At 60.8% G+C, this 23324-nt stretch carries 26 protein-coding genes; 14 read left to right on the forward strand and 12 right to left on the reverse strand.

Translation table 11 applies throughout. From position 1 onward, the window contains the following. Nucleotides 1–359 precede the first annotated feature (359 nt). From P73_RS09425 to P73_RS09445, 5 genes are all read right to left on the reverse strand, one after another. On the reverse strand, nucleotides 360–680 hold the full coding sequence (locus P73_RS09425; RefSeq protein WP_043869370.1) for a DUF736 domain-containing protein: 321 nt from the start codon (nucleotides 678–680) through the stop codon (nucleotides 360–362). A 765-nt stretch (nucleotides 681–1445) separates the two neighbouring features. Further along, the gene (locus P73_RS09430; protein ID WP_043869371.1) at nucleotides 1446–1868 is read right to left on the reverse strand and encodes a type II toxin-antitoxin system VapC family toxin; all 423 of its coding nucleotides are present in this window, start codon (nucleotides 1866–1868) and stop codon (nucleotides 1446–1448) included. Next, nucleotides 1865–2119 (reverse strand): FitA-like ribbon-helix-helix domain-containing protein, encoded by a 255-nt coding sequence (locus P73_RS09435; protein WP_043869372.1) that lies wholly within the window; start codon nucleotides 2117–2119, stop codon nucleotides 1865–1867. The genes P73_RS09430 and P73_RS09435 overlap by 4 nt, the downstream gene beginning before the upstream one ends. Nucleotides 2120–2196: 77 nt before the next feature. After that, the gene (locus P73_RS09440) at nucleotides 2197–2613 is read right to left on the reverse strand and encodes a hypothetical protein (RefSeq protein WP_043869373.1); all 417 of its coding nucleotides are present in this window, start codon (nucleotides 2611–2613) and stop codon (nucleotides 2197–2199) included. Between the two features lie 249 nt (nucleotides 2614–2862). Then, on the reverse strand, nucleotides 2863–4875 hold the full coding sequence (locus P73_RS09445) for a ParB/RepB/Spo0J family partition protein (RefSeq protein WP_202966944.1): 2013 nt from the start codon (nucleotides 4873–4875) through the stop codon (nucleotides 2863–2865). A gap of 455 nt (nucleotides 4876–5330) precedes the next feature. Between P73_RS09445 and P73_RS24890 the strand changes: the two genes are divergently transcribed. The 7 genes from P73_RS24890 to P73_RS09475 all read left to right on the forward strand — a co-directional run bounded on the left by P73_RS24890 (nucleotide 5331) and on the right by P73_RS09475 (nucleotide 13059). Then, the gene (locus tag P73_RS24890) at nucleotides 5331–5675 is read left to right on the forward strand and encodes an XRE family transcriptional regulator (protein ID WP_074743397.1); all 345 of its coding nucleotides are present in this window, start codon (nucleotides 5331–5333) and stop codon (nucleotides 5673–5675) included. Between the two features lie 19 nt (nucleotides 5676–5694). Next, nucleotides 5695–7104, forward strand: coding sequence for a class I SAM-dependent DNA methyltransferase (locus P73_RS09450; protein WP_043869374.1), 1410 nt, complete (start codon nucleotides 5695–5697; stop codon nucleotides 7102–7104). Beyond that, on the forward strand, nucleotides 7104–8669 hold the full coding sequence (locus P73_RS24340) for a restriction endonuclease subunit S (RefSeq protein ID WP_052453130.1): 1566 nt from the start codon (nucleotides 7104–7106) through the stop codon (nucleotides 8667–8669). Before P73_RS09450 ends, P73_RS24340 begins: the two co-directional genes overlap by 1 nt. Further along, nucleotides 8659–10236, forward strand: a complete 1578-nt coding sequence (locus P73_RS09460) for an AAA family ATPase (RefSeq protein ID WP_043869375.1) — start codon at nucleotides 8659–8661, stop codon at nucleotides 10234–10236. The genes P73_RS24340 and P73_RS09460 overlap by 11 nt, the downstream gene beginning before the upstream one ends. Then, nucleotides 10233–11078, forward strand: coding sequence for an HNH endonuclease family protein (locus tag P73_RS25570; RefSeq protein ID WP_139267205.1), 846 nt, complete (start codon nucleotides 10233–10235; stop codon nucleotides 11076–11078). Before P73_RS09460 ends, P73_RS25570 begins: the two co-directional genes overlap by 4 nt. A 444-nt stretch (nucleotides 11079–11522) precedes the next feature. Further along, nucleotides 11523–12359: a protein NO VEIN domain-containing protein gene (locus P73_RS09470; RefSeq protein ID WP_043869377.1), complete on the forward strand. Its 837-nt coding sequence runs from the start codon at nucleotides 11523–11525 to the stop codon at nucleotides 12357–12359. A gap of 277 nt (nucleotides 12360–12636) precedes the next feature. Beyond that, entirely contained in the window at nucleotides 12637–13059 is a 423-nt protein-coding gene (locus tag P73_RS09475; protein WP_139267204.1) for a hypothetical protein, read from the forward strand. 17 nt (nucleotides 13060–13076) lie between these two features. Here the strand turns inward: P73_RS09475 and P73_RS09480 are convergent, their stop codons facing one another. The 5 genes from P73_RS09480 to P73_RS09500 form a co-directional block, all read right to left on the reverse strand. Continuing rightward, the gene (locus tag P73_RS09480; RefSeq protein WP_043869379.1) at nucleotides 13077–13478 is read right to left on the reverse strand and encodes a hypothetical protein; all 402 of its coding nucleotides are present in this window, start codon (nucleotides 13476–13478) and stop codon (nucleotides 13077–13079) included. Next, nucleotides 13475–14806, reverse strand: coding sequence for a recombinase family protein (locus P73_RS09485; RefSeq protein WP_043869380.1), 1332 nt, complete (start codon nucleotides 14804–14806; stop codon nucleotides 13475–13477). The genes P73_RS09480 and P73_RS09485 overlap by 4 nt, the downstream gene beginning before the upstream one ends. Before the next feature lie 2 nt (nucleotides 14807–14808). After that, nucleotides 14809–15213 (reverse strand): DUF2924 domain-containing protein, encoded by a 405-nt coding sequence (locus tag P73_RS09490; RefSeq protein ID WP_052453555.1) that lies wholly within the window; start codon nucleotides 15211–15213, stop codon nucleotides 14809–14811. Between the two features lie 491 nt (nucleotides 15214–15704). Next, a complete protein-coding gene (locus P73_RS09495) occupies nucleotides 15705–16637 on the reverse strand; it encodes an ImmA/IrrE family metallo-endopeptidase (RefSeq protein WP_043869381.1) in 933 nt (310 codons plus the stop codon). Beyond that, nucleotides 16637–16906: a helix-turn-helix domain-containing protein gene (locus P73_RS09500; RefSeq protein ID WP_052453132.1), complete on the reverse strand. Its 270-nt coding sequence runs from the start codon at nucleotides 16904–16906 to the stop codon at nucleotides 16637–16639. The genes P73_RS09495 and P73_RS09500 overlap by 1 nt, the downstream gene beginning before the upstream one ends. Before the next feature lie 187 nt (nucleotides 16907–17093). Between P73_RS09500 and P73_RS09505 the strand changes: the two genes are divergently transcribed. From P73_RS09505 to P73_RS09515, 3 genes are read left to right on the forward strand one after another with little or no spacing between them, the layout of a single operon-like run. Continuing rightward, complete coding sequence (locus tag P73_RS09505; RefSeq protein WP_043869383.1) at nucleotides 17094–17333, forward strand: DUF2188 domain-containing protein; 240 nt, start codon at nucleotides 17094–17096, stop codon at nucleotides 17331–17333. 13 nt (nucleotides 17334–17346) lie between these two features. Next, nucleotides 17347–18531: a hypothetical protein gene (locus tag P73_RS09510; protein WP_043869384.1), complete on the forward strand. Its 1185-nt coding sequence runs from the start codon at nucleotides 17347–17349 to the stop codon at nucleotides 18529–18531. After that, a complete protein-coding gene (locus P73_RS09515) occupies nucleotides 18506–19492 on the forward strand; it encodes a hypothetical protein (protein ID WP_052453133.1) in 987 nt (328 codons plus the stop codon). Before P73_RS09510 ends, P73_RS09515 begins: the two co-directional genes overlap by 26 nt. On the opposite strand, the gene P73_RS09520 is transcribed toward P73_RS09515, so the two are convergent. Together P73_RS09520 and P73_RS09525 are read right to left on the reverse strand one after the other, a co-directional pair. Further along, nucleotides 19479–20516, reverse strand: a complete 1038-nt coding sequence (locus P73_RS09520) for a nucleotidyl transferase AbiEii/AbiGii toxin family protein (protein WP_043869385.1) — start codon at nucleotides 20514–20516, stop codon at nucleotides 19479–19481. The two genes, P73_RS09515 and P73_RS09520, sit on opposite strands and share 14 nt — an antisense overlap. After that, a complete protein-coding gene (locus P73_RS09525) occupies nucleotides 20513–21136 on the reverse strand; it encodes a DUF6088 family protein (RefSeq protein ID WP_043869386.1) in 624 nt (207 codons plus the stop codon). The genes P73_RS09520 and P73_RS09525 overlap by 4 nt, the downstream gene beginning before the upstream one ends. A gap of 160 nt (nucleotides 21137–21296) precedes the next feature. On the opposite strand from P73_RS09525, the gene P73_RS09530 reads away from it, so the two are divergent. From P73_RS09530 to P73_RS09545, 4 genes are read left to right on the forward strand one after another with little or no spacing between them, the layout of a single operon-like run. Beyond that, nucleotides 21297–21506 (forward strand): helix-turn-helix transcriptional regulator, encoded by a 210-nt coding sequence (locus P73_RS09530; RefSeq protein WP_043869387.1) that lies wholly within the window; start codon nucleotides 21297–21299, stop codon nucleotides 21504–21506. Between the two features lie 11 nt (nucleotides 21507–21517). Beyond that, nucleotides 21518–22003, forward strand: a complete 486-nt coding sequence (locus P73_RS09535) for a hypothetical protein (RefSeq protein WP_043869388.1) — start codon at nucleotides 21518–21520, stop codon at nucleotides 22001–22003. After that, nucleotides 22003–22749 (forward strand): ATP-binding protein, encoded by a 747-nt coding sequence (locus P73_RS09540; RefSeq protein ID WP_043869389.1) that lies wholly within the window; start codon nucleotides 22003–22005, stop codon nucleotides 22747–22749. Before P73_RS09535 ends, P73_RS09540 begins: the two co-directional genes overlap by 1 nt. A 19-nt stretch (nucleotides 22750–22768) precedes the next feature. Next, on the forward strand, nucleotides 22769–23269 hold the full coding sequence (locus P73_RS09545) for a DUF669 domain-containing protein (RefSeq protein WP_043869390.1): 501 nt from the start codon (nucleotides 22769–22771) through the stop codon (nucleotides 23267–23269). Nucleotides 23270–23324 lie beyond the last annotated feature (55 nt).

The raw sequence follows: 23324 nt of genomic DNA on the forward strand, positions 1-23324 counted from the left end.
CGCTGCAACCCTGCCCGTCGGCGAGACCGGGGGGTGCAAGGTGCAAGGGCGGACGGGCGGAGGGGGATCACCCGGCCTGCACAAGCGGATCGACGTCATGACGAAGATGCGCAGCATGTATCCGCGCGGAAGGCTGGGGATACCGCCCGGCCGCCCTTGTGCCGCGCCAGGGGGCAGCGCCCCCAAGCAACCGGCCCGGTCAAAGCGAAGCGACGGCCGGGGGAAAAGATCTGATCGGGATACGCAAAGCCTGAAAAGCGGAAAGCCGTGTGTCCCGATCTCCTTGTTCCTTGAGAGGCGGCGGCCATGAGCAAAAAGAAGCCCCGCTCAGATGAGCGGGGCGATCTCGGGCTTGGGTCTCAGTCGCCGTTGCGGCGGGACCAGATGAGGTTGTGGGACCTCCCGTCCTCGGCTTCGACCAGGCTGGCGTAGATCGGTGCGGGGAAGCTCGGATCGTCCAGCTTGACGGAGAGGTATTCGCGCTGCGTCTCGCGGGCGATCTTCTTCCAGGCTGCGCCGAACTCGGTGGCGCCTGCGAAGATGCGGAAGTCGGGGCCGCGCTCGCTGTCGCCCTCGGTCGGGACGAGTTTAACGGCTTTGACGTTGAGGGTCAGGGTCTTGACCGCGCCGCTGAAGCCCGCGCCGTCCTCGTTCTGGGTGAAGGTGCCGATGGTTGCCATTGTCGTATTCCTTTTCCTGTCGGGCCGCACCATTGCGACCTCGATGGCGGTCGTGAGACCGGGGACGATCGGCCCCGCACCCTTCAGGGCTGAAACAACGTGGAAGGCGGCCGGCGACGGCATTTTTGCTTCGCGATGCAAAGCCGAAGGCGGCGGAAAAAAGCTGGCGACGGGTGTTGCGGGAAGACGAGCGAGGCGAAGCCGGTCTGCGGTCAGACCTTGCCAGATCGAGGACGCGGATGGAGCGCCCATAACAGGAAATCGTGTGGAATACGGCAATGGTGGCCGTCCTGCGCCGCGTCGGGATCGGGGACTCTGCGCGGGTTCATTGGCTGCGGTTCTCCTTGATCCGACCAACACGGTAAGTTCGCCCTGTCGTCAGCGGGGACCTGCGGGTGTGGTCTCGTCCGACCCTCACGGGTGCTGCCATGTTCGGTGTGGCCGGATCGCTTGCGGGGCGTTGCGCCATGCCTCGGCCAAGCAGACGGGTCCGGGGCTCCCGGCACCGATCTGCTCGCCAGTTGAAGGGGACGGAAAGCCCAATCTCATGCGCCTGCCGTGGTAACCGGGATCGACGCCCCGGATTGCTCCCGTTTATCCGCGTGGGCCTGCCGCGAAATGGCTGCCGCCGCCCGCTTGCGTTAGGGATTGAAGCCGAATGGCGGAAACGCGCCATGGGCGTGGTTCCGGCGCAGCCAAAAGCCCGGCCCGAAGGGCAACGCCATCGTCCCCCAATACCTTTCAAAGCGCGAAGCATCCTGACGTTCAGTGCTGTGCCATCCAAGGGTCGATGACCGGAATGCCTGCCGCGTCGAAGGCGCTGGCATCACGGGTCGCAATCGTGAAACCGTGGGCGGTTGCGATGGCGGCGATATAGCCGTCCGGCGTGGGAAAGCCCTTGCCCGCCTTGCGGGCCGCAACGGCAAGGTCGGCATAGTGGCGGGCGGCGTCGGTATCGAAGGCGAGGATTCTGCCCTCGAACAGGGGCAGCAGCCCGTCGAGCGTGGCAGCGAGCTTCTGCTTGCGCCGTCCATTCGGCAGCGCGCCGATGCCGAACAGGAGTTCCGCGACGGTGACGCTGGAGATGTAAAGGGTTTCGGCAGCCTGCTCGTCCAGCCAGTCGCGCACGGCGGGGTCCGGTTCCGGCTTCATCGCCTCGGAGACGACATTCGTATCCAGAACGATCATTCAAAGCTCATCGGCGTGGCGGGCGTCTTGTCGCGGGCCTGTTCCAACGCCTCAAAATCGGCATTGGTCAGCCCGGCCTTGCGGCTCAACGCCGACAGGGCGGAGCCGAGGCGCAGGCGCTCGGCGGGACGCACCGCCGATTCCAGAATGTCGCGCATTTCGGCCTCGGTGCTGCGGCCGTGATGGGCCGCGCGCAACTTGAGGGCGCGATGGGTCTCGTCGGAGAGGTTGCGAATGGTGACGGCGGGCATCTGATGGCGTCTCCGGCCAAGTGATATCTGTGATGGCAATATAGGGGTCATGCTATCATTTGGCAAGGTGCGACCGTCTATCTGGCGGGTTGGCCGACGCCCACCGCCAACCGCATCCATGCCGCGATGCCGACGCATCCGCCCCCGGCGATGCAGAAGATTTGCCGCCAGATTTCGGACGGCACCGCCTCCTTGGTGATCCCATGGACCAGTGCATAGCCCGCGACGGCGGCGGGCGCAGCGAAGACAAGCGCCACGATCAGGCGGATGACGGGTGTGCGGATCGTCTCGAACAACACGGCCAGGACGCCGAAGGCGACGCCAGCCGAGAACAGCCCGACCAGCCCCGCGCCGACCAGCCCCGAGCCGGTCTGATAGGCGAATTGCGCGGCGGCCAGCCCGACGAAAAAGGGCAGTGCGTAGATGGCGAGCGTATAGGCGAGGACGCAGAGAAGCGCGATCAACGCAACACCCATGAACATGACGGCGACCATGATCTTGTTCCTTTGACTTTGCGGCACCGCCTTTCGTGCAGTCGTCAACACTGTCGCTGCACATATTTATGGTGCCGTTATCGCTCCGATCCGTCGAGGTCATCCGGCCGCGCGGGGAAACCGCGCGGCCGCGATTTTTTCGGTGGAAGACCGGGACCGCTCGCGCGATCCCGGCCCGCCATTCATTCCGCCGCGACGGGGAAAGCCTCGTCCTCCTTGGCGTCGGTGTTCTCGGCTCCCGGCATGTCCTCAGCCATGGCGAAAGCTTCCGGCTGCTCTTCGGCCAGCCATGCGGGCCGTTCGGTGCGTAGCACGGGCGGCAGCCAGCCGGTTCCGGCGAGAAGCTGCTCGGCGGCTTCCGCCATGTCCGGCTTCTTCCTGTCCGCGATCTGCACCGCCAAGGGCATCGCGCACGGCGGCGAGGATTTGCGCCTTGATGACGCGCCCTAGATAGGCGCGAACCGTGGGCGTCCAGTGCGCCGTCATGTCGAGCGCCACCGCCGTCGCCAGCTTGTCGGCGGTGGCAAGGGCATGGCGCTTGTGGGCCTCCCACGGCTGCTTGACGGCATTGACGGTCAGCGAAGCGCAATGGGCGAACAGGGCCATGACGCTGGCATGATCCAGTCCGGCGATGAAGCCCCAAAGCTCCGCCACGTCGCGCGGCATGTCCGCCGCCCATCCGGCATGGCGATCTTCCAACGCCTTCGCCGCCGCCGTGTCCTCGATCCCGTCCGCGTGACTGGCGAGATAGCCGCTCGTCGGGCGGATTTCGAGGCAATGGGCGTCCCCGCCGCCACGATAGAAGGTCTGCGCGGCAAGCGCATGGGTGACGGCGATCAGGGCCATGTCCGGCTGCTCGCCAAGGGCGAGACGCAGGGCAAGGGTGCGATGCGCGGTCAGGTCGCGGATGAGCGAGTCCGACAGCGGCTTGCCGTCTTCTTCCGCGTCCTCGTCCTCCGGCTCATGGCCGGAAGCTGGAAGACCATCGCCGTCCATGACTTCGCCATCGGCATTGACGCGCACCCCGTCGATAACGGTGCTGCCGTCCTCCGTTTCGGGGTCCTCCGGCTCCGGGGCTTCGTCCTCGGGGCGGATGAACCCGCGCTCGATCCGGGCTTCCCCGTCATGGTTCAGAACCACGAACACGCCACCGCGCGCGATCTCGTCGGCCTCATAGGCATAACGCTTGGCGTCGATGCGCTCGATCTCGGCTTCAAGCTCCGCAAAGCGCTGATCCACTTCCGGCGGCAGGTCCACGTCCGCGTCCTCCCATTCCGCCGAGAGGCGTTCAAGTTTCTCTTGCGCGGCGTCGTAGGCGGTTTCGTCTGCCTCCGAAAGCTCCACCGGCTGCGGATAGGTGCGGCGCAGGCCATGGGCATGGGGCCAGTCGATATGGGCCGAAACCCATTTCCATCCCTCGGCCTCCTGCACCTGCGCCGCGATGCCTTCCAGCTTGTCGAGGGCCAGCCGGTCGAGCAACGCGGCATCTTCATAGAAGCCACCGCGATCCTCCGTGAACAAATCGCGGATGATGGTGCCGCCTGCCTCCGTATAGGCTTCCATCCCGACAAGGATTGCGCGCCGGTCGGTTGCCGCTACGTTGCTGGCGGTCAGGTCGCGGCGGATAATCCACGGCTCGCGGTTGTAGGACAGGTTTTCGTAAACCTGTTCCTGCCGGGCATGGTCCTCGGTGATGGCGAAGGCCATCAACTGATCCAAGGTCAGATCACCATCACGGTAAATCTGCATCAGCTTCGGGCTAACCGCGCCGAGCCGAAGCCGCTGTTTCACCACGTGCGCGGTGACGCCGAAGCGGGCGGCGATTTCCTCAGCGCCCCATCCGCGCGTTTCGGCAAGCTCGCGGAAGCGCTCGAACTGGTCGGCGGGGTGCAGGTCTTCGCGGGTCACGTTCTCGTCAAGGCTGATCTCGGCGGGATCGTTCGCCGTGTCGATGACGCAGCGGACCGGCTCGGTCCGCTTGATCTCCTTGCGCTTGGCGCGCAGCAACTGCGCCAGCCTGCGGCCTTCTCCGACGCTCACCAGATAGCAGCCGGTCGGCTCGCCTTCCGCGTCAAGTTCCGGCTCCACTACCAGATTTTGCAGGATGCCCTTGGCGGCGATGCTCGCCGCCTTCGCCTCGATGGACGCCTCGCCGTGCGGGGTCTTCCGGGCGTTCTGCGGGTGCTTCTTGAGCTTGTTGAGCGGGATGAAAACCGTTTCGCCATGTTCGGGAACGGTTGGGGTCTGTGTCTTCGTCGTCATGGTCTTTCCTTTCATGGGCTTGGGTTGGAGCGCAGCGCTGCGCTGCAACCCTGCCCGTCGGCGAGACCGGGGGGTGCAAGGTGCAAGGGCGGACGGGCGGAGGGGGATCACCCGGCCTGCACAAGCGGATCGACGTCATGACGAAGATGCGCAGCATGTATCCGCGCGGAAGGCTGGGGATACCGCCCGGCCGCCCTTGTGCCGCGCCAGGGGGCAGCGCCCCCAAGCAATCGGCCCGGCCAGAGCGAAGCGAAGGCCGGGCATATGGATCGGATCAGGATACGGGGATCGAATGGCGGCAGTCGCGCCATCCTGATCATTATAGTTTTCGATTGAGTTAGATCGTTTGGATGTGCGAATACGCATCGCGCTGAGTGAAACTCCCGCAGCATCCTCGCACGCATCTGTCCTGTTCTACTTGTTCCAATTGACCCAATATAGCTTGGAGGCTATATGTGACGGAGAGCACAGCTGAAGCGTGGAACCAGGAATTGAAGCAGGAAGTCGAAGGCCTTCGGGAATTACGCCAGATCGCTGGGAAGGCTCAGGCTGACATTGCGACTGCGCTCAACATCAAACAACCTTCGGTTTCGAAGATCGAGAGCCAGGCCGACATGCATTTGTCGACGCTGCGAAGCTACGTCGAAGCGATTGGTGGAAAGCTCGAACTCACTGTGAAGTTGCCGGCCCGCCCGCTGCTCCGGCTTCAGAGCCTTGGCGACCGCGCAGATGATCGTGGTGTAGGAAACCCCGCCCCGGCGCGGCGCGGAAGACCTGCATCCTCGGCAGTAATTCGATAACACCTCAGGGGCGACACATTTGCTGCACGACGATATTGTTCAGAAGATTTGGAACTTGTGTCACGTCCTGAGGGGGGATGGCATTAGTTACCATGAGTATATCTCTGAGCTAACGTACCTTCTATTTCTAAAGATTGCCGCTGAAAACGATACTGAAAAACTCATTCCAGACGGATACCGCTGGGATGATATCGTGAACTTCACCGGGGGTGACCTTCTTACCCATTATAGAGATGTCCTGACATTTCTCGGTGGACACGCTGAGGACGATCGCGTCCGAAAAATCTATGCGTTTCCGACCACTGTGTTTTCGCATAGTGAGAACCTTCGGGCCGTCATTGACGGGATAGATAAGCTCGACTGGCGGTCAATCTCGACCGACATGATGGGCGATATCTACGAAGGTCTGATCGCAAAGAATTCCCAAGATGCACGATCTGGAGCCGGGCAGTATTTCACTCCCCGAGCGCTTATCGATTCTATTGTTCGCCTTGTTCAACCTAAGAGCGGGGAGCTGATTCAAGATCCTGCGGCGGGAAGCGGCGGATTTCTTGTATCTGCTAACAACTTCGTCCTTGAACAAACCAAGCCAAATGCCCGTAAACAACAAGCGCCTCGTTTTGAGGGAATGGAGATCGAGAAGGGCACATACCGAATTTGCCTGATGAATGCATTTTTACATGGCCTAGATCTGCGGCTGATTATGGGCGATGCATTGACCGACGACTCTGCGGAATTGACAGCGCCAGACGTCATTCTAGCTAACCCACCCTTTGGTGCCCGCGCTGGCGGCGCTCGGCGACAGCGCAGCGACATTCCATTTCCCACTGCTAACAAGCAACTCGCATTTCTACAGCACATCTACCTTGCCCTCAAACCGGGGGGGCGGGCGGCCGTTGTCTTGCCAGACAACGTGCTCTTCGAAGACGGCGTCGGGAGAAAAGTCCGCCAAGACATACTCGACAAGTGCAACCTGCACACGATCGTTCGTCTTCCAACCGGGATCTTCTATGCCCAAGGCGTAATGACAAACGTGCTGTTCTTTTCGCGGGGAGAAAAAACTCGCGGGAATACCGAAGAAACATGGATTTACGACATGCGCGCCGGCATGCCGTCATTTAGCAAGAAGCAGCCGCTCGCACCGTCGCATTTCACAGAGTTCGAGGCATGTTTTGGTCCAGACCCTCTCGGGACAAGTACGCGCAAGGATCTCGGCGCACAAGGGCGGTTCCGGCGCTTCACGCGTAAGCAGATAGCCGCCCGTGACGACAACTTGGATATCGCTTGGCTACACACCGATCAGGAAAACCCTGATACGGCAGCCGAACCCGAGGAGCTTGCCGCCCGAATCTCACAGCTACTCCGTGTCGCCATTGAGCAGGTTGACCTCCTGAATGACGAGCTATTTCCTGATGGAAGTGAAGTTTGATGGCGTCGCTACCACAACATTGGGCAACCGTGCCAATCGGCGACATTTGCGAACTCATAAATGGGCGCGCCTTCAAGCCGTCGGAATGGTCCGAGACGGGGCTACCCATCGTACGAATTCAGAATCTCAATAAGGCCACTGCGGCTTTCAATTATTTCGACGGATCTATTGAAGACCGGCACTCTGTCAACAATGGCGACCTCTTGTTTGCATGGTCGGGAACCCCAGGGACGTCGTTCGGAGCCCACTTGTGGGACGGCGGTCCCGCCGTGTTGAATCAGCATATCTTTCGGATGGACTTCGATCGAAATCTCATCGACCCTATATTTTTCAAGCATGCAATCAACGAAACGTTGGACGAGCTTATCGGCCAAGCTCATGGCGGTGTTGGTCTCAAGCACGTCACGAAAGGTACTTTTCAGAAGACGAGGGTCAGCCTTCCCCCTACGAATGAACAGCGTCGAATTGCAGCAGCGATTGAGGCCTCCCAAGAGAAGGCCCTGATAGCTCGGACCAGCATTCGGGACGCGCTCGCGGCGAGTGATGAATACAAGGAGGCTGTTCTCAGAAGGGCGTTCGAGGAAAACCCCCGCCACGGCGGACGAAGTCCGGATTACATGCAATTGATCGACCTCGTGGACGAAGGCCCTACGAACGGCTGGTCTCCTAAAACCGGCCCTGACGCCGCTGGACCTCTAGCTCTGCGACTTACCGCGACGACATCGGGATATCTCAGGCTCGACGAGGCCGCAGTGAAGCGCGTTTATGAGCGACCCACCGACGACTCGCGATATTGGTTGAAACCCGGTGATCTTTTGGTTCAGCGTGCAAATGCCCTTGAGCATCTGGGTGCCGCTGCGATTTTTGACGGCCCAGAACTGACCTATATCTACCCAGATCTCATGATGCGTTTGCGGGTAACCGACCCGGCTCAGCGCCGATATCTTTGGCGCTACCTCAACGGCGCTACCGCGCGTCGCTATATCCGTGAACACGCCACCGGCACTGCCGGAAACATGCCCAAGATAAGCGGCAAAGTTCTTCGCAGATTGCCTATCCCAATCCCCCCAGCTCGGGATTTTCAAAGAGTTGCAGACTTCATCGACCGAGAATTTGCTTTGATCGACGCTCTGCGACAGACGGTGAACGAGGCCCTTGAGGCATTGGAACATCTTGAAAAGGCTATTCTGGCTAAAGCATTTCGTGGCGAACTCGCGCGACCCTCACCGAACGACGAGCCTGCGGACATTCTGCTTGAGCGGATTAAACAAGCTCAAAACTCCAAGACTTCACCGCGCCATCGGCGTGCCTTAGCGCCGGAGACCACAACGCGCATGACCAAAAGAGGACCTCTTATGGCTGAGAAAAGGAGAGCAGACGTCGCACCCGACTATCTCAAACTTACCCTTGTGGACATGGGGGGCGCGGCTTCAGCGAAGGAGCTTTGGCGCAAAAGCGAAATGGTGATCGACGAGTTCTATAAGCAGTTGCGTTCTGAGATGGGGCGGGGAGACGTAGCTATCGGGCGCACCGAAGACGAATTGGTAGCCCAAGATGCGGCTTGATTGGCTGAAGATTGGTCAATTTAAGAACCTCATTGACATCGAAATAAACTTCGATGAAGGCGAGCTATCGACCGTCATCGTTGGAGAAAACGGCACCGGTAAGTCGAACGTAATAGAGGCATTGGTTACTATATTTCGTGACTTGGACCTTGGAGAGCAGACATCATTCGCATACGCTTTAGCATATAACTGCCACGGGCACCGGATTGAGATCGATAACTCGACCGATGGAAGTGCGTTTTCTGTTACGGTTGACGGGAAACCAAAAACTCGATCTGCTTTTAAGGCGAAGAAGTCAACTTACCTTCCCGCGAATGTCTTCGGCTATTATTCTGGATCGAGCAGGCGTTTGGAATTGCTATTTGATAAACATCAACTCCGCTACTACAAAAGGGTAATCTCTCCTAGATCTACAGCTGCAGACATCCAAAATCTGGATCTTCGTAGGCTATTTTACTGTCGACCATCATACGGGCAGTTGGCATTGCTGAGTTATTTCGCCTTTGGATCCGACTCGGCGAAAACATTCTTGAAAAAGCATATGGGCATCACGGAATTCGACAGTGCCCTCCTTGTTCTCCGTAAGCCTCGTTGGGCTGATAGTCGTTCGTCAGTTGCCCGCGCAAAGGCGAGCGATCAAACTTTTTGGAATTCATCTGGTCTGGTTCGAACACTCCTTGATAAGCTTTGGGCCCAAGCACTAGCGCCGATAGCTGATCGCGCTCGGGAGCAAGACGACTACAGGGCAAAGCCGAGTAACGAAGAACAGATATATATCTTTCTGAAAGACCTAGAAACGCTCAACGACGTAGCCCGGTCGTTCGAGGACGAGAGGACATTCTTCGCACTTCTTGAGACCTTGGATATCTCCGATTTGATCCGCGAGGTGCGCATTTGGGTTAATAAGGAGGATGTTCTAGGGGAAATTCCCTTTCATGAGATCAGCGACGGCGAGAAGCAGCTTCTAAGCGTTCTTGGACTTATGCGCTTTACGAGCCAAGACGAAAGTCTGTTTCTACTCGATGAACCGGACACACATCTTAACCCAAATTGGAAATGGGATTATCTTCATCTAGTAAAAGATGTGGCGCAGCGCGGCGAGAGTCACATTATTCTGACGACTCACGATCCTTTGACGATTGGTAGCCTGAAAGCGTCCCAAGTCCAAGTGATGGCACGTTCCAAGTCCGGCGGCGTTATTGTGTCCCCGCCAGAAGTTGATCCCCGGGGGCTCGGCTTTACCAGTATTCTGACTCAGATATTTGGCCTTCCGACCACGTTGGATCCGGATACTCAGCAAGAACTCGATGAGCGGAACAAGCTTCTTCGCTTGGATCAACGTACCACTCCCCAAGAACATCGGCTGCTGGAACTGAGCGAACGGCTTAGAAGATTAGGGTTTGTTTTGGAAGATCGGGAGCCGGAATATGAACAGTTTTTGCGGGCTCTAGAGGAGTTGAAGCAAGAAGGCCGTGCAGCACTGTCACCGGAAACGATCGCGCAACGTAATCAGGTCGCAAAGAGGATCCTGGCTGAGATCATGGCCTCAAAGGGCCAGCGTACATGATCTACGTATTTCAAGATGAAACAAAGCTTCCGGCGGGTTGGTTGGCAAAAGTTGCTGCTTTGCAAGATGCTCTTGATCAGCTCGACACGACGGCTAAGCGAAAGGCGTACATTGACAGTAAGGGAGCAATATGGGGCGAAGTCAAAGATGCTCTTCTTCAGATGTCGCATAATAAGTGCTGGTACTCCGAGGCGCCGGATGCCGTGTCAGATTGGCATGTCGATCACTTTAGACCAAAGTTAAGGGCGCTGGATGAAGATCGCACAGCTCACGATGGTTACCCGTGGCTAGCGTTCGACTGGAAGAACTATCGGATCGCGGGTAGCTATCCCAATTCTCCGCATACTGATGGTCATGGCACCACTAGAGGAAAGTGGGATTATTTCCCACTGTCGGCTGGGTCGATTAGAGCAACTTGGGATCAGAGAAGTACGGCAAACGAGACGGTTCTGTTGCTAGATCCTGCTAGCAAGACTGATCCAAAGCTGATGACCTTCGACGAGGAGGGCCTACCCATCCCGGTCGACCCGACCAACGCGATTGTAAAGAGGCGCGTCGAAACGACAGTTCATTTTCTCTATCTTGATAGCCCCCGCCTCGTGTCCGCTAGAAAAAAGAAATGGCGGGAGATCTCAGATTTGATCGAGGAGTATCGCCTAGCCTGTCCCGATACATATGAAGCGTGCACACTCCAAGATCATCAACGAGTTGAGCGCTTGATTGGGAAGTTGAGTGCGGCGGCTGGCCCTAGGGCAGCGTATGCGTCTACCGCTCGCGCCTGCCTTCGCGCAAACGGTCTTGCCCAGTTCATTGAGGCTGTCGAGGAAGCGGCGGCAGCCTGATGGTGACGGAAGTTTCGCCAATCTGGATCGCATAAGTCTAGTTAGAGGGCTATAGCGTAGACATAGTTCTCATCGCTATCCCGCATGCCCCGCCACTTGCACATTGCAAACCCGAAAACAGGTCCCTCGCGGGGCCTTTTTCTTTATGTGCCAAAGGGGTTTGCAAGGACCACCCGCCCTTCGGAGACTGGCCAACCGCGCGAGATCGGTCTCTGAACGCCCACCGTCTCTTTCCACCCGCCCTTCGCTTTCGGCGAGACGCTTTCAAAACCTCCATGCATTTCAAGGAACTGGCGGGATCGCGTTGCGCCCGTGTTTCGCTGGTTCCGGCTTGTTTCAAAGCGGACGGAGGCGCGACACGGGCGGCGTGGTGGTTGGTATTTCTTGGGAGTCTTGCGCGAAGTCTCTGATGACAAACGCAGTTTCCGCCCTTAGCCTGGCTCGATGTCAAACGGGGCCTGGACAGATCAAGAGAACGACCTGATCGTCGCGGATTACTTCGCGATGCTGGCCGACGACGTCTGTGGTCGCCCCTACAACAAGGTCGAGCACCGGCGCGGGCTTCTGCCGCTGTTGAATGATCGGTCCGAGGGATCGGTCGAGTTCAAGCACCAGAACATCAGCGCCGTGCTGAAGGGGCTGGGTGAGGACTGGATCCCGGGCTATAAGCCCGCCTTCAATTTCCAGATGACGCTGGTGGATGCCGTGGCGCGTTGGCTGGCGCTGAACCCGGCATGGCTCGGCCGCCATTCAGGTACCAGAGTGACGACCGGCCTCGCGGAGGCGCGGCCGATCTGGATCGGGCCGCCGCCCACGTTGTCGAACCAGCCGCCCCCGCAGGAGCTGGAGCAGATGCTGCACATCGCCCGCAAATTCGATGTCGCGGCGAGAGACGAGCGAAACCGCGGCCTTGGCCGTGCCGGTGAGGAGCGCGTCCTGGCGCACGAACGAGCCTCCCTGAAATCAGCGGGCCGCGACGATCTTGCGCGCAAGGTCCGGTGGGTGTCGGAGGAGGATGGCGATGGTGCCGGCTACGATATCGCCAGCTTCGCGCCGGATGGCCGTCCGCGCCTGATTGAGGTGAAGACGACGAATGGCTGGGAGCGTACGCCTTTTCATATCAGCCGCAACGAGCTGGCCGTGGCCGAGGAGCGGCGCTCGGAATGGTCCCTGTTCCGCCTGTGGAACTTCGCCCGCGAGCCGAAGGCGTTCGAGCTGCACCCGCCGCTGGACGCGCATGTCTCGCTGACCGCGACGTCCTTTCAGGCGAGCTTTCACTGACCTCTGCCAGCTACCTTGTCGACGACAATGTAGACATCCATCGAATGTCGAGATTAACGTTTGAAAATTGCGATGAATTTCTGGGTTAGCTTTGGCAACTTGTTGGACCTGTGGTGAGCCGATCGTTTTTCGGCACGTTGATGGCGTGCTGAAACCAATCCACCTAAACGGTGGCTGGTGCGCTGCCACATCTTCTAGCTCCCCGTCTAACGCTCTTTTCCGGACCGTTGAATCCTATGTGAACCCCAATGCCTATTGTCCGGTATGCGGGGAAAAGGTGTTTTACTACCAGAGCCGTTACGGCGGCCGGGTTTTCTTTGATGATCTTGGTTGGCCTTGGCCGAAGCACCCTTGCGCCGATAATGGTAGTCAAACCCTGAAGTCCCCGCCTGTCGTGCGTGGCCCAATAGTCATAAAGGATCGCAGCGGAAAAACGCTGGACATTTACGACCTCGACGATCTGCAAGACGCGGCAGACCAATACATATTCACTTTCCAAAACCATCGCACCCGTGCCCGCCTCGACTTGGCGCTCACAAAGAAGGCCATGAAAAAAGGGGGGCTCAGCATTGAAGATTTCTGGGACACGCCTTCCTTCTTGCTTCGCAAAGACGACGAAAAGCCAAACGCGTTCCGGGTGGAATTCATTTCTTGTAGGCAGCGCAAGGTAGTCAGGATCAGGATGCGCCGATCACGTTGACCATGCAATTTGTCCAGTCAAAGCTCCGCTGAAATATCGTGAAACGCCCGCTCAGCCTGCTCCTGCCATGTCTCCCCCGCCAGAAAGCACAGGTCATAGAGGCTGACCGCCGATGCCTCGCGGCCGCAGGTCAGGCGCTTCAGCACCTCCGGCGCCAGATAGGCGAGGCGCAGCTGGCGGCTGACATGGCGTTCGGCCAGACCGACGGCTTCAGCCAGTTCCTGGATCGTGGCGAACTCGCCTGCCTCCATGCGCCGCCGCCAGCCCCATGCCCGGCCGATGGCGCGCAGGATGTGCGGGTCCTGCGTCTGATCCTCGCTCGGGCTGTAGTCGGTGGGCGGCATGATCTTGGGCCGCCCGTTCTTCTTGCGCAGCTTCAGGGGGATCAGCACGCGGATCGTGTCATTGCTTCGGGTCATTCGGCGACCTCCATGTCGCGTGGGGCGATCATCTCGCGGATGACGCCTGCGACGCCTTCGCGCCGGATGTCGACCTCGAGCCCGGCGGCGGTGACGGTGACGCGCCGGACCAGAAGCTGGATGATCCGCGCCTGTTCGAGCGGAAACAGCTGCGCCCAGAGGGTGTTGAAATCATGCAGCGCCGCGATGGCCTCGGCCTCGGACACCTGATCGCGCTTCAGCGCCGCCAGCACCTGCGTGACCACCTCGGGCGTCTGCAGGATGCGCCGCACCTCGGTGACGATGGCGTCCTCGACCATGCCCGCAGGCAGGCGGGTCGGCGCAAGTTCGCCGCCGCTCTCGTCCTCCGTCGTGCGGTTCTTGATCACGTCCATCGACACGTAATAGCGGTAGAGCTTGCCGCGTTTCTTGGTCGCGGTCGGGGTCATGGCCGCGCCGGTATCGGTGAAGATCAGCCCCTTCAGCGGCGCGGGCGTCTGCATGCGGCTGTTGCTGGACCGCGCGTGGCGGTTGCCCTGCAGGATCGCATCGACCTGATCCCAGACCTTGTCGGTGACGATGGCCTCGTGCTCGCCCGGATAGGCCTTGCCCTTGTGGACGGCCTCGCCACGATAGACGCGATTGCGGAGCACCCGATAGAGGTAGCCCTTGTCGATCAGCGTGCCCTGCTTGCTGCGAAACTCCTCGCGCCGCAGTTCCTTCGCCAGCATCGTGGCCGAGCCGAGTTCGACGAAGCGCTCGAAGATCCGACGCACCGAGGCGGCCTCAGCCTCGTTGATCACCAGCTTGCGGTCCTGCACATCGTAGCCGAGCGGCACATAGCCGCCCATCCAGATCCCGCGCTTGCGCGAGGCGGCGACCTTGTCGCGGATGCGTTCGCCGATGACCTCGCGCTCGAACTGGGCGAAGCTGAGCAGGATGTTCAGCGTCAGCCGCCCCATCGATGTGGTCGTGTTGAAGGACTGCGTGACCGAGACGAAGGTGACGCCGTTGCGGTCGAACACCTCGACCAGCTTCGAGAAATCCATCAGGGCGCGGCTGAGCCGGTCGATCTTGTAGACCACGACCACGTCGATCAGCCCGTCGTCGATGTCGGCCAGCAGCTGCTTCAGCCCCGGCCGGTCCAGATTGCCGCCCGAGAATCCTCCGTCGTCATAGCGGTCGCGGGTAGCAACCCAGCCTTCGGACTTCTGGCTGGCGATATAGGCCTCGCAGGCCTCCCGCTGGGCGTCGAGGCTGTTGAACTCCATGTCGAGCCCTTCCTCGCTCGACTTGCGAGTGTAGATGGCGCAGCGCAGGCGGCGGCCGGGGCGTATGTTCATGTCCATGATCAAATCTCCCGCGATCGGACCTGCAGCCCGAAGAAGCGATAGCCGTTCCAGCGCACGTCGGTGATTTCCCGCGCGATGCCGGAGAGCGATTTGTATTTGCGGCCCTGCCACTCAAAACCGTCCTTCAGCACGGTGATGGTGTGCTCGACCCCGTTCCATTCCCGGATCAGCCGCGTGCCAGCCACCGGATTGCGGGGATCCGCGATCTGGTTCTTGCGGCGGGAGACGCCCTCGACCTCATCGGCAAGCAGGTCCAGCATGCGGCGGGTCTCGTGATCAGGGCCGCCATAGGTCAGTTCCTGGAGACGATAGGCGATGCGGGCCTCGAGAAAGGCGCGGCTGTTGTTCGGCGCGGCGCTACCGAGGAGCCGTTCCCATTCGGTCTTCAGCTCTTTCACCGACATGGTCTTGAGCGCGGCGATGCGCGACAGGACGCTCTGGTCCAGGCGCGCGTCCTGCCCGGGCTTGGGCGGCGTTATCTTACTGTGATGATTCATCAATTCCTCCGATGCGGATGCGTTTCCTGCGACGACCACCGCTCTTTCGGGGCGGGTAGTCCACGGAACTGTCTCCGTCGGCGGGCGATAAAGAACTGGACTTCCCGGCATTCAGGCGAACGACGCCCGCGGCGAGAATGCGGCCCAACTCGGCAAGCCGGGCATCAGGGGACATGCGTTCAGGGCATAGAGGATTGGGCCCGGAAACCGGGTCTTCGGAGGGAATGGACATGGCGGGTTTTCGCGACTGTTGTGATAGGCAAGATGTGTCACGAAATCAGAAAAATATCAAGTAAATCAGCTCATTACGGACTTATGCGGTCGCTGCGCACCGTGGCGAAAATCTGCGTAGCTGATATGTCCCCACGCCGACCTTTCTGTCGGGCGGATGCGCCGAATCAACTCGTCCACCCGTCCATGAACTTGTCGTAGCTGTCGAGGATCGGCTCCTCCTCGAAGTCCCGACCATAGACGGCGTCGTCGAACTGCAAGATGGTCAGGGACAAGTCCAGAAACTCGGACACCAATGCCAGTTCCCGCACTGGCTCGGACCCGCGACTGAAGTTCCAGACGCCAGCCGGTCGCTGGACCGGCCGGTCCGAGACAAATCCCCTCTCGTCGGCGCCGAGGGCAGCCAGCGCATCGTCAGGGATCTGCATGCCCGATCGCACGAAGATCCCGCTCTTGAGAGCAGACTTGCTGGCACGCCCCCACCTTGCGAAACCGTCACGCGCGACGATCATGACGGCCCGCCGGTCCGTGAAATCGATCCACTTCCGGCAGGCGGCCAGCAGCGAAACGCCATAGCGATCAGTGATGTGGTTCAGAAGGTCGACGGTCATTTCTTCGCCGTTCACCTGCTCACGGTAGTCATCGAGCGGCATCAGCAGGTAGGAGGCGAAAGTGTCCGCCTCTTCCTCGCGTTGTCGTTCTGCCTCCTGCCAGGCATTCGGCAGCAGCGGTTTGCATTGAAAATCGCAATCGCGCTGGAGGGTTCCGCTCTTGTAATCCCGATCGGACAGGATGGGGCGATGAAGTTGGTAGTGACCGAACTCATGCGCGATGGTGAAGCGAACGCGGCCGCGATACCGGGGGTCGTCGTTATAGACGATGTGCCATTCCGGGCGCTTTCGGTGCGGCCGGAGCATTCCCTCGAAACCCGGGAGCTCGCCACCCACGATTTTCCCGATCGGGTCCGCGTTGTTGCGGGAGACTTCTCGCGCCAAGGCTTCGACGTCGACCGGAAAGCGGTCTTCGCCCAGAACATGCCGGAGCATGATCGAGAGCCGGTTTGCCTCTTGCTGGGGAGATTTCTGCTTTCCGCTCGTCATCAATCGTCGTCCAAAGCATCCAGGATGCGTCGCAGGCGTTCTTTCTCCGGCGCCGCCATCTTCTTGTATTTTCTGAAGAAAGCTATGTCCTCGGCGTTTTCCTCTTCTTTTTCACCGTCACCGGCCAATAAGTACTCGACTGTGGTGTCGAGCGCGGTGGCGATCATGGCCAGCTTCTCGGCCGAGGGACGAACGACTTCCTTGTTCTCTATTTCCCACATGTAGCTCTTGCTGGAGCCGACCCGCTCGGCGAGTCCCTCCAGGGTCAATCCGCGCTTTCGCCTCTGCTCGCGAACGCGCTCCCCTAGTGGTGTTGGCACGGCAATACCCTTTTCGTTGGTGGTTCGTTTTTACGAACTTCTAGTCCTTGACACGCCATACGCGCAATCCCTATCTTCTGCGCAGGTTCGCTACAACGAACTTTGATTCCCGTTGAAACAAGACCTGGAGGCCAGAATGGCTGTTGGAAAGAACCCGGGCACGCATCACGTCGTGCCGAATGCAGAAGGCGGCTGGGATGTCCGCCGCGGTGGTGCGGCGCGCTCGAGCGGGCACTTTGATACCAAGCAGGACGCCGTCCAGCGTGCGCGCGAAATCAGCCGCAATGCGGATACCGAACTGAAGATCCACAATCGTGACGGACGGATCGCGCAGTCGGATTCGCACGGCAACGACCCCCGCAACATCAAGGGCTGAGGAGATGTAAGACATGGCGTCGGTGACCAACTTCATCCGCAATACCCCGCTCGCGTCGCTGCGCGACTATTTCACTGCGGCCGGGATCGAGTTTCCGACGCCCGTCAACTGGGATGCGCCTGAGCCGGAGGTCGTTCGGCCGCTGCTTCAGGCGGTCGATCAGATGGACGACGAAGCGCGCGGCCGCGTCATCAACGATGGTGAGCGCGTAGGCGCCATGGCAGATGTCGCGGGTCATACGGCGCTCTACAGTGTTGTCGATGACCGGGAGGTCCTCGACGAGCTCGAAAATGGCCATGCCCGCGCCATGTGGCTGTTCATCAACGATCTGAACCGGTTTCGCCATGCGGAAGAGGTCCGTTTCACCGATGAGCGCCGCCGCGGGCGGAGCTGGGACGGCTTCATCTGCGAAGCGAACCTGAACCTCCGCCGCGACGAGCTCGCGCTCAACGCGTTCAAGGCGGCCCTGTGCCAGAGGTTTGCATCGCGGAATGTTCATGTCGACATTTTCGAGCGCGTCCGTCCGACCTTCGAAGGTGAGGACTGCGATCTGATCCAGATCACGGTTTACCGCGAGGGCCTGCCAGACGATCAGTTCGCTTTCGACGAGGGCGAATTGGTGCGCCGCGCTTATCGGCCCGTCTTCGAGGCCGCGATGACCTATGAGCCCGCCTCCGGGGTCATCGAAGTCGTTGCCAATGATCGGGAGAGCCGCGCGGAGATGGCGCAGTATCTGGCCCGCGACCTGCTCGGCGTGGAATTCCGGGACGAGAAGGTGCCGATGCGGCGCTATGATCTTACGGTGTTGCTTGCGCCCCATACTTTCCCGACTGACATCGAGGACGGGATCGAGCGGGTGGAAGTCCGGCAGCTCAGGCTGATGCCGATAGATGCCGTTGGCGAGCGCGTGACCTTGGAGGCGATGAGCAAGGCGGAACGCGACATCTGGGCAATGGCGGAGGCTCGGCTTGGCCCCGACAACCCCCTCACCGGCGGCTGGGTGGCGACGCAGGCGAAGCTCGTGATCAAGTTCCAGCCCAAGCCCGGGGCTCGGCGTGGTCGCACGCTGCCCCTCACCATCACCATGCCGCATGGCTGCAATCTCAAGGATCAGACGGAAGAGGAGCAGCTGATCGGCGAGAAGTATCTGCGCCGGTGGGGAGTTGTGGTCGATGACCCGATCCTCATCGACGATTGACGAACGGTCTGCCCGGCTTTTCGTCAGCATCGTAGAGACGAAAAGCGCGCGCATCGCCGGGGCCGTCCTTCACGACTATCACGCGGCCAGCGCCACTCCTTTGATCGGCGCTGGTCTCTTGGTGCCGGACGCTCCGGTTCCAGTTGCCACCTCTCTGGTTGACCATGAGGACGAGCCAGTAAATCTGGAATGGTCGCCAGAGCAGCGCGCCTACGGGTATTTCAGCCCGGCAGCGGGATGGGTAACCGTCGACAGCGAACGCCTTCAGGTATTCCGCTTCGATGCCAACGCGTTCCTTGGTCGGCTGACATCTCGCCTTGACTTGCCGCGCTCCGCCCGTCCGGCAGAACGCATTCCGGGCCATCTATGGGAGTTGGGCGACGTCAGACTGCCCGGGCGCGGTGCCCGTGTCCCAATCTGGTATGCGAGACGGCTGACGGATCGCGAGACCTGGCAGCAGGTCGTCAACTACCTCGGTGGGCGCCCGCCCGCAGATTTCAGGGTGGTGGTGTCCACCTCGGCGACCCGTGGTCTCGCAGAGGCGGACCTGTCCCGGCATCAGTTCATTGCATTGGGGGATCTGGAAACTGGCGGTGCGGCGCTGGTCATAGAGCCAACCTATCTAGCCGCCCAGCTGAAAGCCGGCGCGGCGACCCATGCAGGCGACCCCGTGCGCCACGCCGCTGGGTTCCGTCATCTGTGGGTGGGCGAACGGGAGTTCAAGTTTGGCGGCGACAAGAGGCGGCAAATTGTCGAGTACCTCTTCAACGCATGGGACGGTGGCGAGGAGAGCGTCAGCACAGAAGTCATGTTTGCCGATCTCGAATACGATGTCTCAAGCCGCATGCGGGATATCTTCAAGGGCCACCCCGATTGGCGCGATCTGATCGAGACGACGGGGGGATCCTGTCGGCTGCGCATCAGGGAGCTTCTGGAGGCCGATAGTCCTAACGCCGATTGATTGCGTCCTCGGCGACCCGAAGTTGTTCCATGATCCAGTCGAAAGGCGGTGCCTCGCCGAGCATCATGCCCTGCATCGCGGCATAGTCCTCCTCGATCGCCGCGCGCAACTCGGCGGCCGGTACGACGCAGATCGAGCCTGGCGTGGCGTCTTCGAATTTCTTCCATGCCTGCCTGAAAGCGATGAGGTTGTGTTCGCGCACGGCCGCAAGCAGCCCGTCGTCGGCCAGGGCGGCGCGCCCAATCTGCGTGCCGGTGATCATGGCGACGTCATAGTAGTGGCGGGAAATCCTGTCGCTGTCGGCAGGCACACGTGCTTCGTCACGATTACCGCAGAACGCGCCGTGCAAAATCAGAAGTTTCTCCAGGTAGGTGCGCTGCGGGGCGATGACATGGACGTTGTCGACTGCGAATGACCATCCGTCGGGCAGTTCCTCTGCGATATAGGGCGTCACGCTGGCTGTCTCGTTGGGATCGAGCGCCGAGCGCGCGCCCGCTTCGAGTTTCACGCGTGGCAGGACGTAGGAGATCTCGGTGCTTGGATAGAGCGTCGGGTACTCGATCAGCAGAGTTTGCTGATCGCCGTCCTCATCGTCGGGCGCGATGCTGCAACGCGCATCGAGCAGCGGCTTCAGCGCTTCTGCCAGATCACCGCGAATATAGGAGCTGCAGGCGTCCTTCAGGTCATCGAATAGGGCCTTGCGCTTCTTGTTCGAAATACCTTCGGGGTTCGTCGGGTCGCGTTCGGCCGCGAAGCCGAGACCATCCCGATAAACGACAAGATCGATGTCCTCCGAAAAGCGGCGGATGAGCCCATAGGCCTTGGATAACGCCGTGCCGCCCTTGAACAGGAGTTGCGGGTGGCCGTCCGGCAAGCGTTTGTAGAGCGCGTCCAGCACGAAGCAGACCCAGAAATCCTTCTCGACATAGCTCGGAAGCGTGTCGAGGCGGTCAGCAGCCGCCTCGAATACGTCCTTCTGGTCGCGAGATGAAAGCGCGAGGAACCGCGTATAGCTCTCGCTCATGGTGTGGCGATCTGCGGGTCGACAAGGCTATGCGCGATGGGCGCTGCCCAGCTCGGCAGGCTACCGCTGTTACGAACGAGATCCTTTTTCACGGCATCTGGCAGCTTGCGCTTGAGCGTGGTCGCAACCCGTGTGTCCAACGCGGCTTGCGGTCCGAGCCAGCGCAGCGCCTGCGCGACTGGCGCGGAGGTTTTTCCCGCCCATGCCATCACACTCGGACCTGCATGCCGCAGCCGCACGGTCCGATTGCCGATTTTCACGTCTCGTGTCGCCCCATCCGTCACATAGCTCGTCTTCGCGGGGACAGCATTGGTCAGGCCCAGCTGGTTCGCTGCGGCGATGCCATCGGGCATGATTCGAACACTGTCGCGCCGCGCGAGGGCTGCAACCGCCTTGTCCATATCGACCGGTGCGGGCCGTTTCAGGACGCCGCTGGTGCGGGGAAGATCGTAAAGCCCACGGCCGACACGACGCAGATCACCACTCTTTGCCAGGCGCGACAACGCCTGATCGATAGCCGCACGGCTACCGAGATCGAGGAAGTCCTTGGGGGTGCAAACCCACTTCCCGCGCCCCTTCGAACGAAGGCGCTTCATGATTCTATCTGAAATACCAGTCATCTGAGCGGTCCTCGTAGGCCTTTCCTTGTCAGAAACATAGAGGATTTTTCTGACGAATTCAATTCCTCCCCGAACGTACCCCTTTCGCCTCCCCGGCGCCTCCCACCCCCTCCGCCATGTTGAACCCGCAAGTGTTCGCAGAAATCCCAAGGAGGTTCACATGGCGACCAGGCACCTTTCCCAGATCGAGCTGGCGGCTCGCTGGAACATTTCGCACCGCACGCTGGAGCGCTGGCGGTGGACGGGCGAAGGCCCGAAATTCATCAAGCTCGGCGGCCGGGTGATCTACCGGCTCGAGGATGTCGAGGCCTTCGAGGCCGAACAGATCCGCGGCGTGGATCACGAACCCCATCGTCCGATGTCGGCGTGAGGGGGCGGAACATGACGATCTCCAACCACATCACCCTGGCCGATATCCACCGCATGCCGGTGGGCCAGATCGCGGCGCTGCCCGCCAATCAGCTTGCGCTGCTGAAAGGCGCGGCGGATGAGCAGCTGACGCAGGCGAAGTCGGTCGCGGACTGGCTCGACGGCGCCATCTCGCTCAAATACGCCGACCGCGCCCAAGACGCCCGCCAGGAGGCGGGCAAGGACACCGGCACGATCCGGTTCGAGGATGACGGCGTCACCGTGATCGCCGAACTGCCCAAGCGCATCGACTGGGATCAGGCGTTGCTGGCGCAGATCGCCGAAAACATCGCCTCGGCGGGCGAGGACCCGGCGGAATTCATCGAGACCAAGCTCTCGATCTCCGAGCGCAAATACGGCGCTTTGCCGGAAAGCTGGCGTAAGGGCTTCGAGCCCGCGCGCACGGTCCGCACCGGCAAGCCCAAGTTCCGCCTCGTGCTGAACGAGGAGGTGCGCTGATGGCCATTTCGCTCGCGTCCCTGCGCACGACCTCGGTGCTGACTCCGCCGCGCATCCTGATCCACGGCGTGGCCGGGGTGGGAAAATCCACCTTCGCGGCCGATGCCGACCGGCCCGTCTTCCTCATGACCGAGGATGGCCTGGGCAAGCTGCAGGTCCCGCATTTCCCGCTCGCGACCAGCTACGCGGAGGTGGCCGAGGCGCTTGATGCGCTGCTGAACGAGGACCACGATTTCGGCACGGTCGTCGTCGACAGCGTCGACTGGCTGGAGCCGCTGATCTGGGCCGAGGCCTGCAAGCGCAACGGCTGGGCCTCGATCGAGGCGCCGGGGTTTGGCAAGGGCTATGCCGAGGCGCTGACCATCTGGCGCGAATATCTCGACAGGCTCAACGCGCTGCGCGACCGCAAAGGCATGGTGGTCATCCAGATCGCCCATACCGACATCAAGCGTTTCGACAGCCCCGAGCACGAGCCCTACGACCGCTATGTGATCAAGCTGCAGACCCGCGCCTCGGCGCTGCTGCAGGAGCATTCGGACGTGGTGCTTTTCGCCAACTATCAGATCTCGGTCGCGAAATCCGACGTCGGCTTCAACAAGAAGGTGACTCGGGCGCTCGGGTCCGGTGCGCGCGTCATGCACACCGAAGAGCGCCCCGCCTTCCTCGCCAAGAACCGGTACGGCCTTCCGGACACCCTGCCGCTGATGTGGTCGGAGTTCCTCGCGGCCATGCCCCAATCCCAATGAACTGAACAAGGACAAGACCATGGCACGTTTCGACACGTCCTTCGACGCCACCAGCGTCGAGCCCACCACCGCCTACGAGCTGCTGCCCGCCGGCAAATATCGCGCCCAGATCGTCGAGAGCGAGATGCGCGTCACCAAGAACGGCATGGGCCAGTTCCTCTGGCTGATGCTCGACATCCTCGAGGGCGAGCAAAAGGGCCGGAAGATCTTCGACCAGCTGAACCTTGTGAACCCGAACCCCACCACGGTGGAAATCGCGCAGCGCACGCTCTCGGCGATCTGCCACGCCACGGGCCGGATGCACGTCAGCGACAGCGAGGAGCTGCACCTGATCCCGATGACGATCCAGGTGAAGATCCGGCCGCCGAAGAACGGCTACGGCGAGAGCAACGCGATTGCCTACCTGCCGCCCGAGCGTGGTTCGACCCCGGCCGCCCGCCCGGCAAAGCCCGCGCCCGATCCGGCCGGCTCTTCGTTGCCGCCGAAAATGGCCTCCGCGCCCTGGAACAAGAAGGGCTGAGCCTTCGCGCTGCCCTGCGCCCTGACTAACGGGGCAGCGCGCAACCCCATCTGAG

Source organism: Celeribacter indicus (assembly GCF_000819565.1).
In the GTDB taxonomy this organism is placed as follows: Bacteria; Pseudomonadota; Alphaproteobacteria; order Rhodobacterales; family Rhodobacteraceae; genus Celeribacter; species Celeribacter indicus.

Bases quoted from the DNA above. Each gene is read 5' to 3' on its own strand.
- P73_RS09425 (WP_043869370.1), bottom strand. From the start codon at position 680: ATGGCAACCATCGGCACCTTCACCCAGAACGAGGACGGCGCGGGCTTC.
- P73_RS09430 (WP_043869371.1), bottom strand. From the start codon at position 1,868: ATGATCGTTCTGGATACGAATGTCGTCTCCGAGGCGATGAAGCCGGAA.
- P73_RS09435 (WP_043869372.1), bottom strand. From the start codon at position 2,119: ATGCCCGCCGTCACCATTCGCAACCTCTCCGACGAGACCCATCGCGCC.
- P73_RS09440 (WP_043869373.1), bottom strand. From the start codon at position 2,613: ATGGTCGCCGTCATGTTCATGGGTGTTGCGTTGATCGCGCTTCTCTGC.
- P73_RS09445 (WP_202966944.1), bottom strand. From the start codon at position 4,875: ATGACGACGAAGACACAGACCCCAACCGTTCCCGAACATGGCGAAACG.
- P73_RS24340 (WP_052453130.1), top strand. From the start codon at position 7,104: ATGGCGTCGCTACCACAACATTGGGCAACCGTGCCAATCGGCGACATT.
- P73_RS09460 (WP_043869375.1), top strand. From the start codon at position 8,659: ATGCGGCTTGATTGGCTGAAGATTGGTCAATTTAAGAACCTCATTGAC.
- P73_RS25570 (WP_139267205.1), top strand. From the start codon at position 10,233: ATGATCTACGTATTTCAAGATGAAACAAAGCTTCCGGCGGGTTGGTTG.
- P73_RS09470 (WP_043869377.1), top strand. From the start codon at position 11,523: ATGTCAAACGGGGCCTGGACAGATCAAGAGAACGACCTGATCGTCGCG.
- P73_RS09480 (WP_043869379.1), bottom strand. From the start codon at position 13,478: ATGACCCGAAGCAATGACACGATCCGCGTGCTGATCCCCCTGAAGCTG.
- P73_RS09485 (WP_043869380.1), bottom strand. From the start codon at position 14,806: ATGGACATGAACATACGCCCCGGCCGCCGCCTGCGCTGCGCCATCTAC.
- P73_RS09490 (WP_052453555.1), bottom strand. From the start codon at position 15,213: ATGTCGGTGAAAGAGCTGAAGACCGAATGGGAACGGCTCCTCGGTAGC.
- P73_RS09495 (WP_043869381.1), bottom strand. From the start codon at position 16,637: ATGACGAGCGGAAAGCAGAAATCTCCCCAGCAAGAGGCAAACCGGCTC.
- P73_RS09505 (WP_043869383.1), top strand. From the start codon at position 17,094: ATGGCTGTTGGAAAGAACCCGGGCACGCATCACGTCGTGCCGAATGCA.
- P73_RS09510 (WP_043869384.1), top strand. From the start codon at position 17,347: ATGGCGTCGGTGACCAACTTCATCCGCAATACCCCGCTCGCGTCGCTG.
- P73_RS09515 (WP_052453133.1), top strand. From the start codon at position 18,506: ATGACCCGATCCTCATCGACGATTGACGAACGGTCTGCCCGGCTTTTC.
- P73_RS09520 (WP_043869385.1), bottom strand. From the start codon at position 20,516: ATGAGCGAGAGCTATACGCGGTTCCTCGCGCTTTCATCTCGCGACCAG.
- P73_RS09525 (WP_043869386.1), bottom strand. From the start codon at position 21,136: ATGACTGGTATTTCAGATAGAATCATGAAGCGCCTTCGTTCGAAGGGG.
- P73_RS09530 (WP_043869387.1), top strand. From the start codon at position 21,297: ATGGCGACCAGGCACCTTTCCCAGATCGAGCTGGCGGCTCGCTGGAAC.
- P73_RS09535 (WP_043869388.1), top strand. From the start codon at position 21,518: ATGACGATCTCCAACCACATCACCCTGGCCGATATCCACCGCATGCCG.
- P73_RS09540 (WP_043869389.1), top strand. From the start codon at position 22,003: ATGGCCATTTCGCTCGCGTCCCTGCGCACGACCTCGGTGCTGACTCCG.
- P73_RS09545 (WP_043869390.1), top strand. From the start codon at position 22,769: ATGGCACGTTTCGACACGTCCTTCGACGCCACCAGCGTCGAGCCCACC.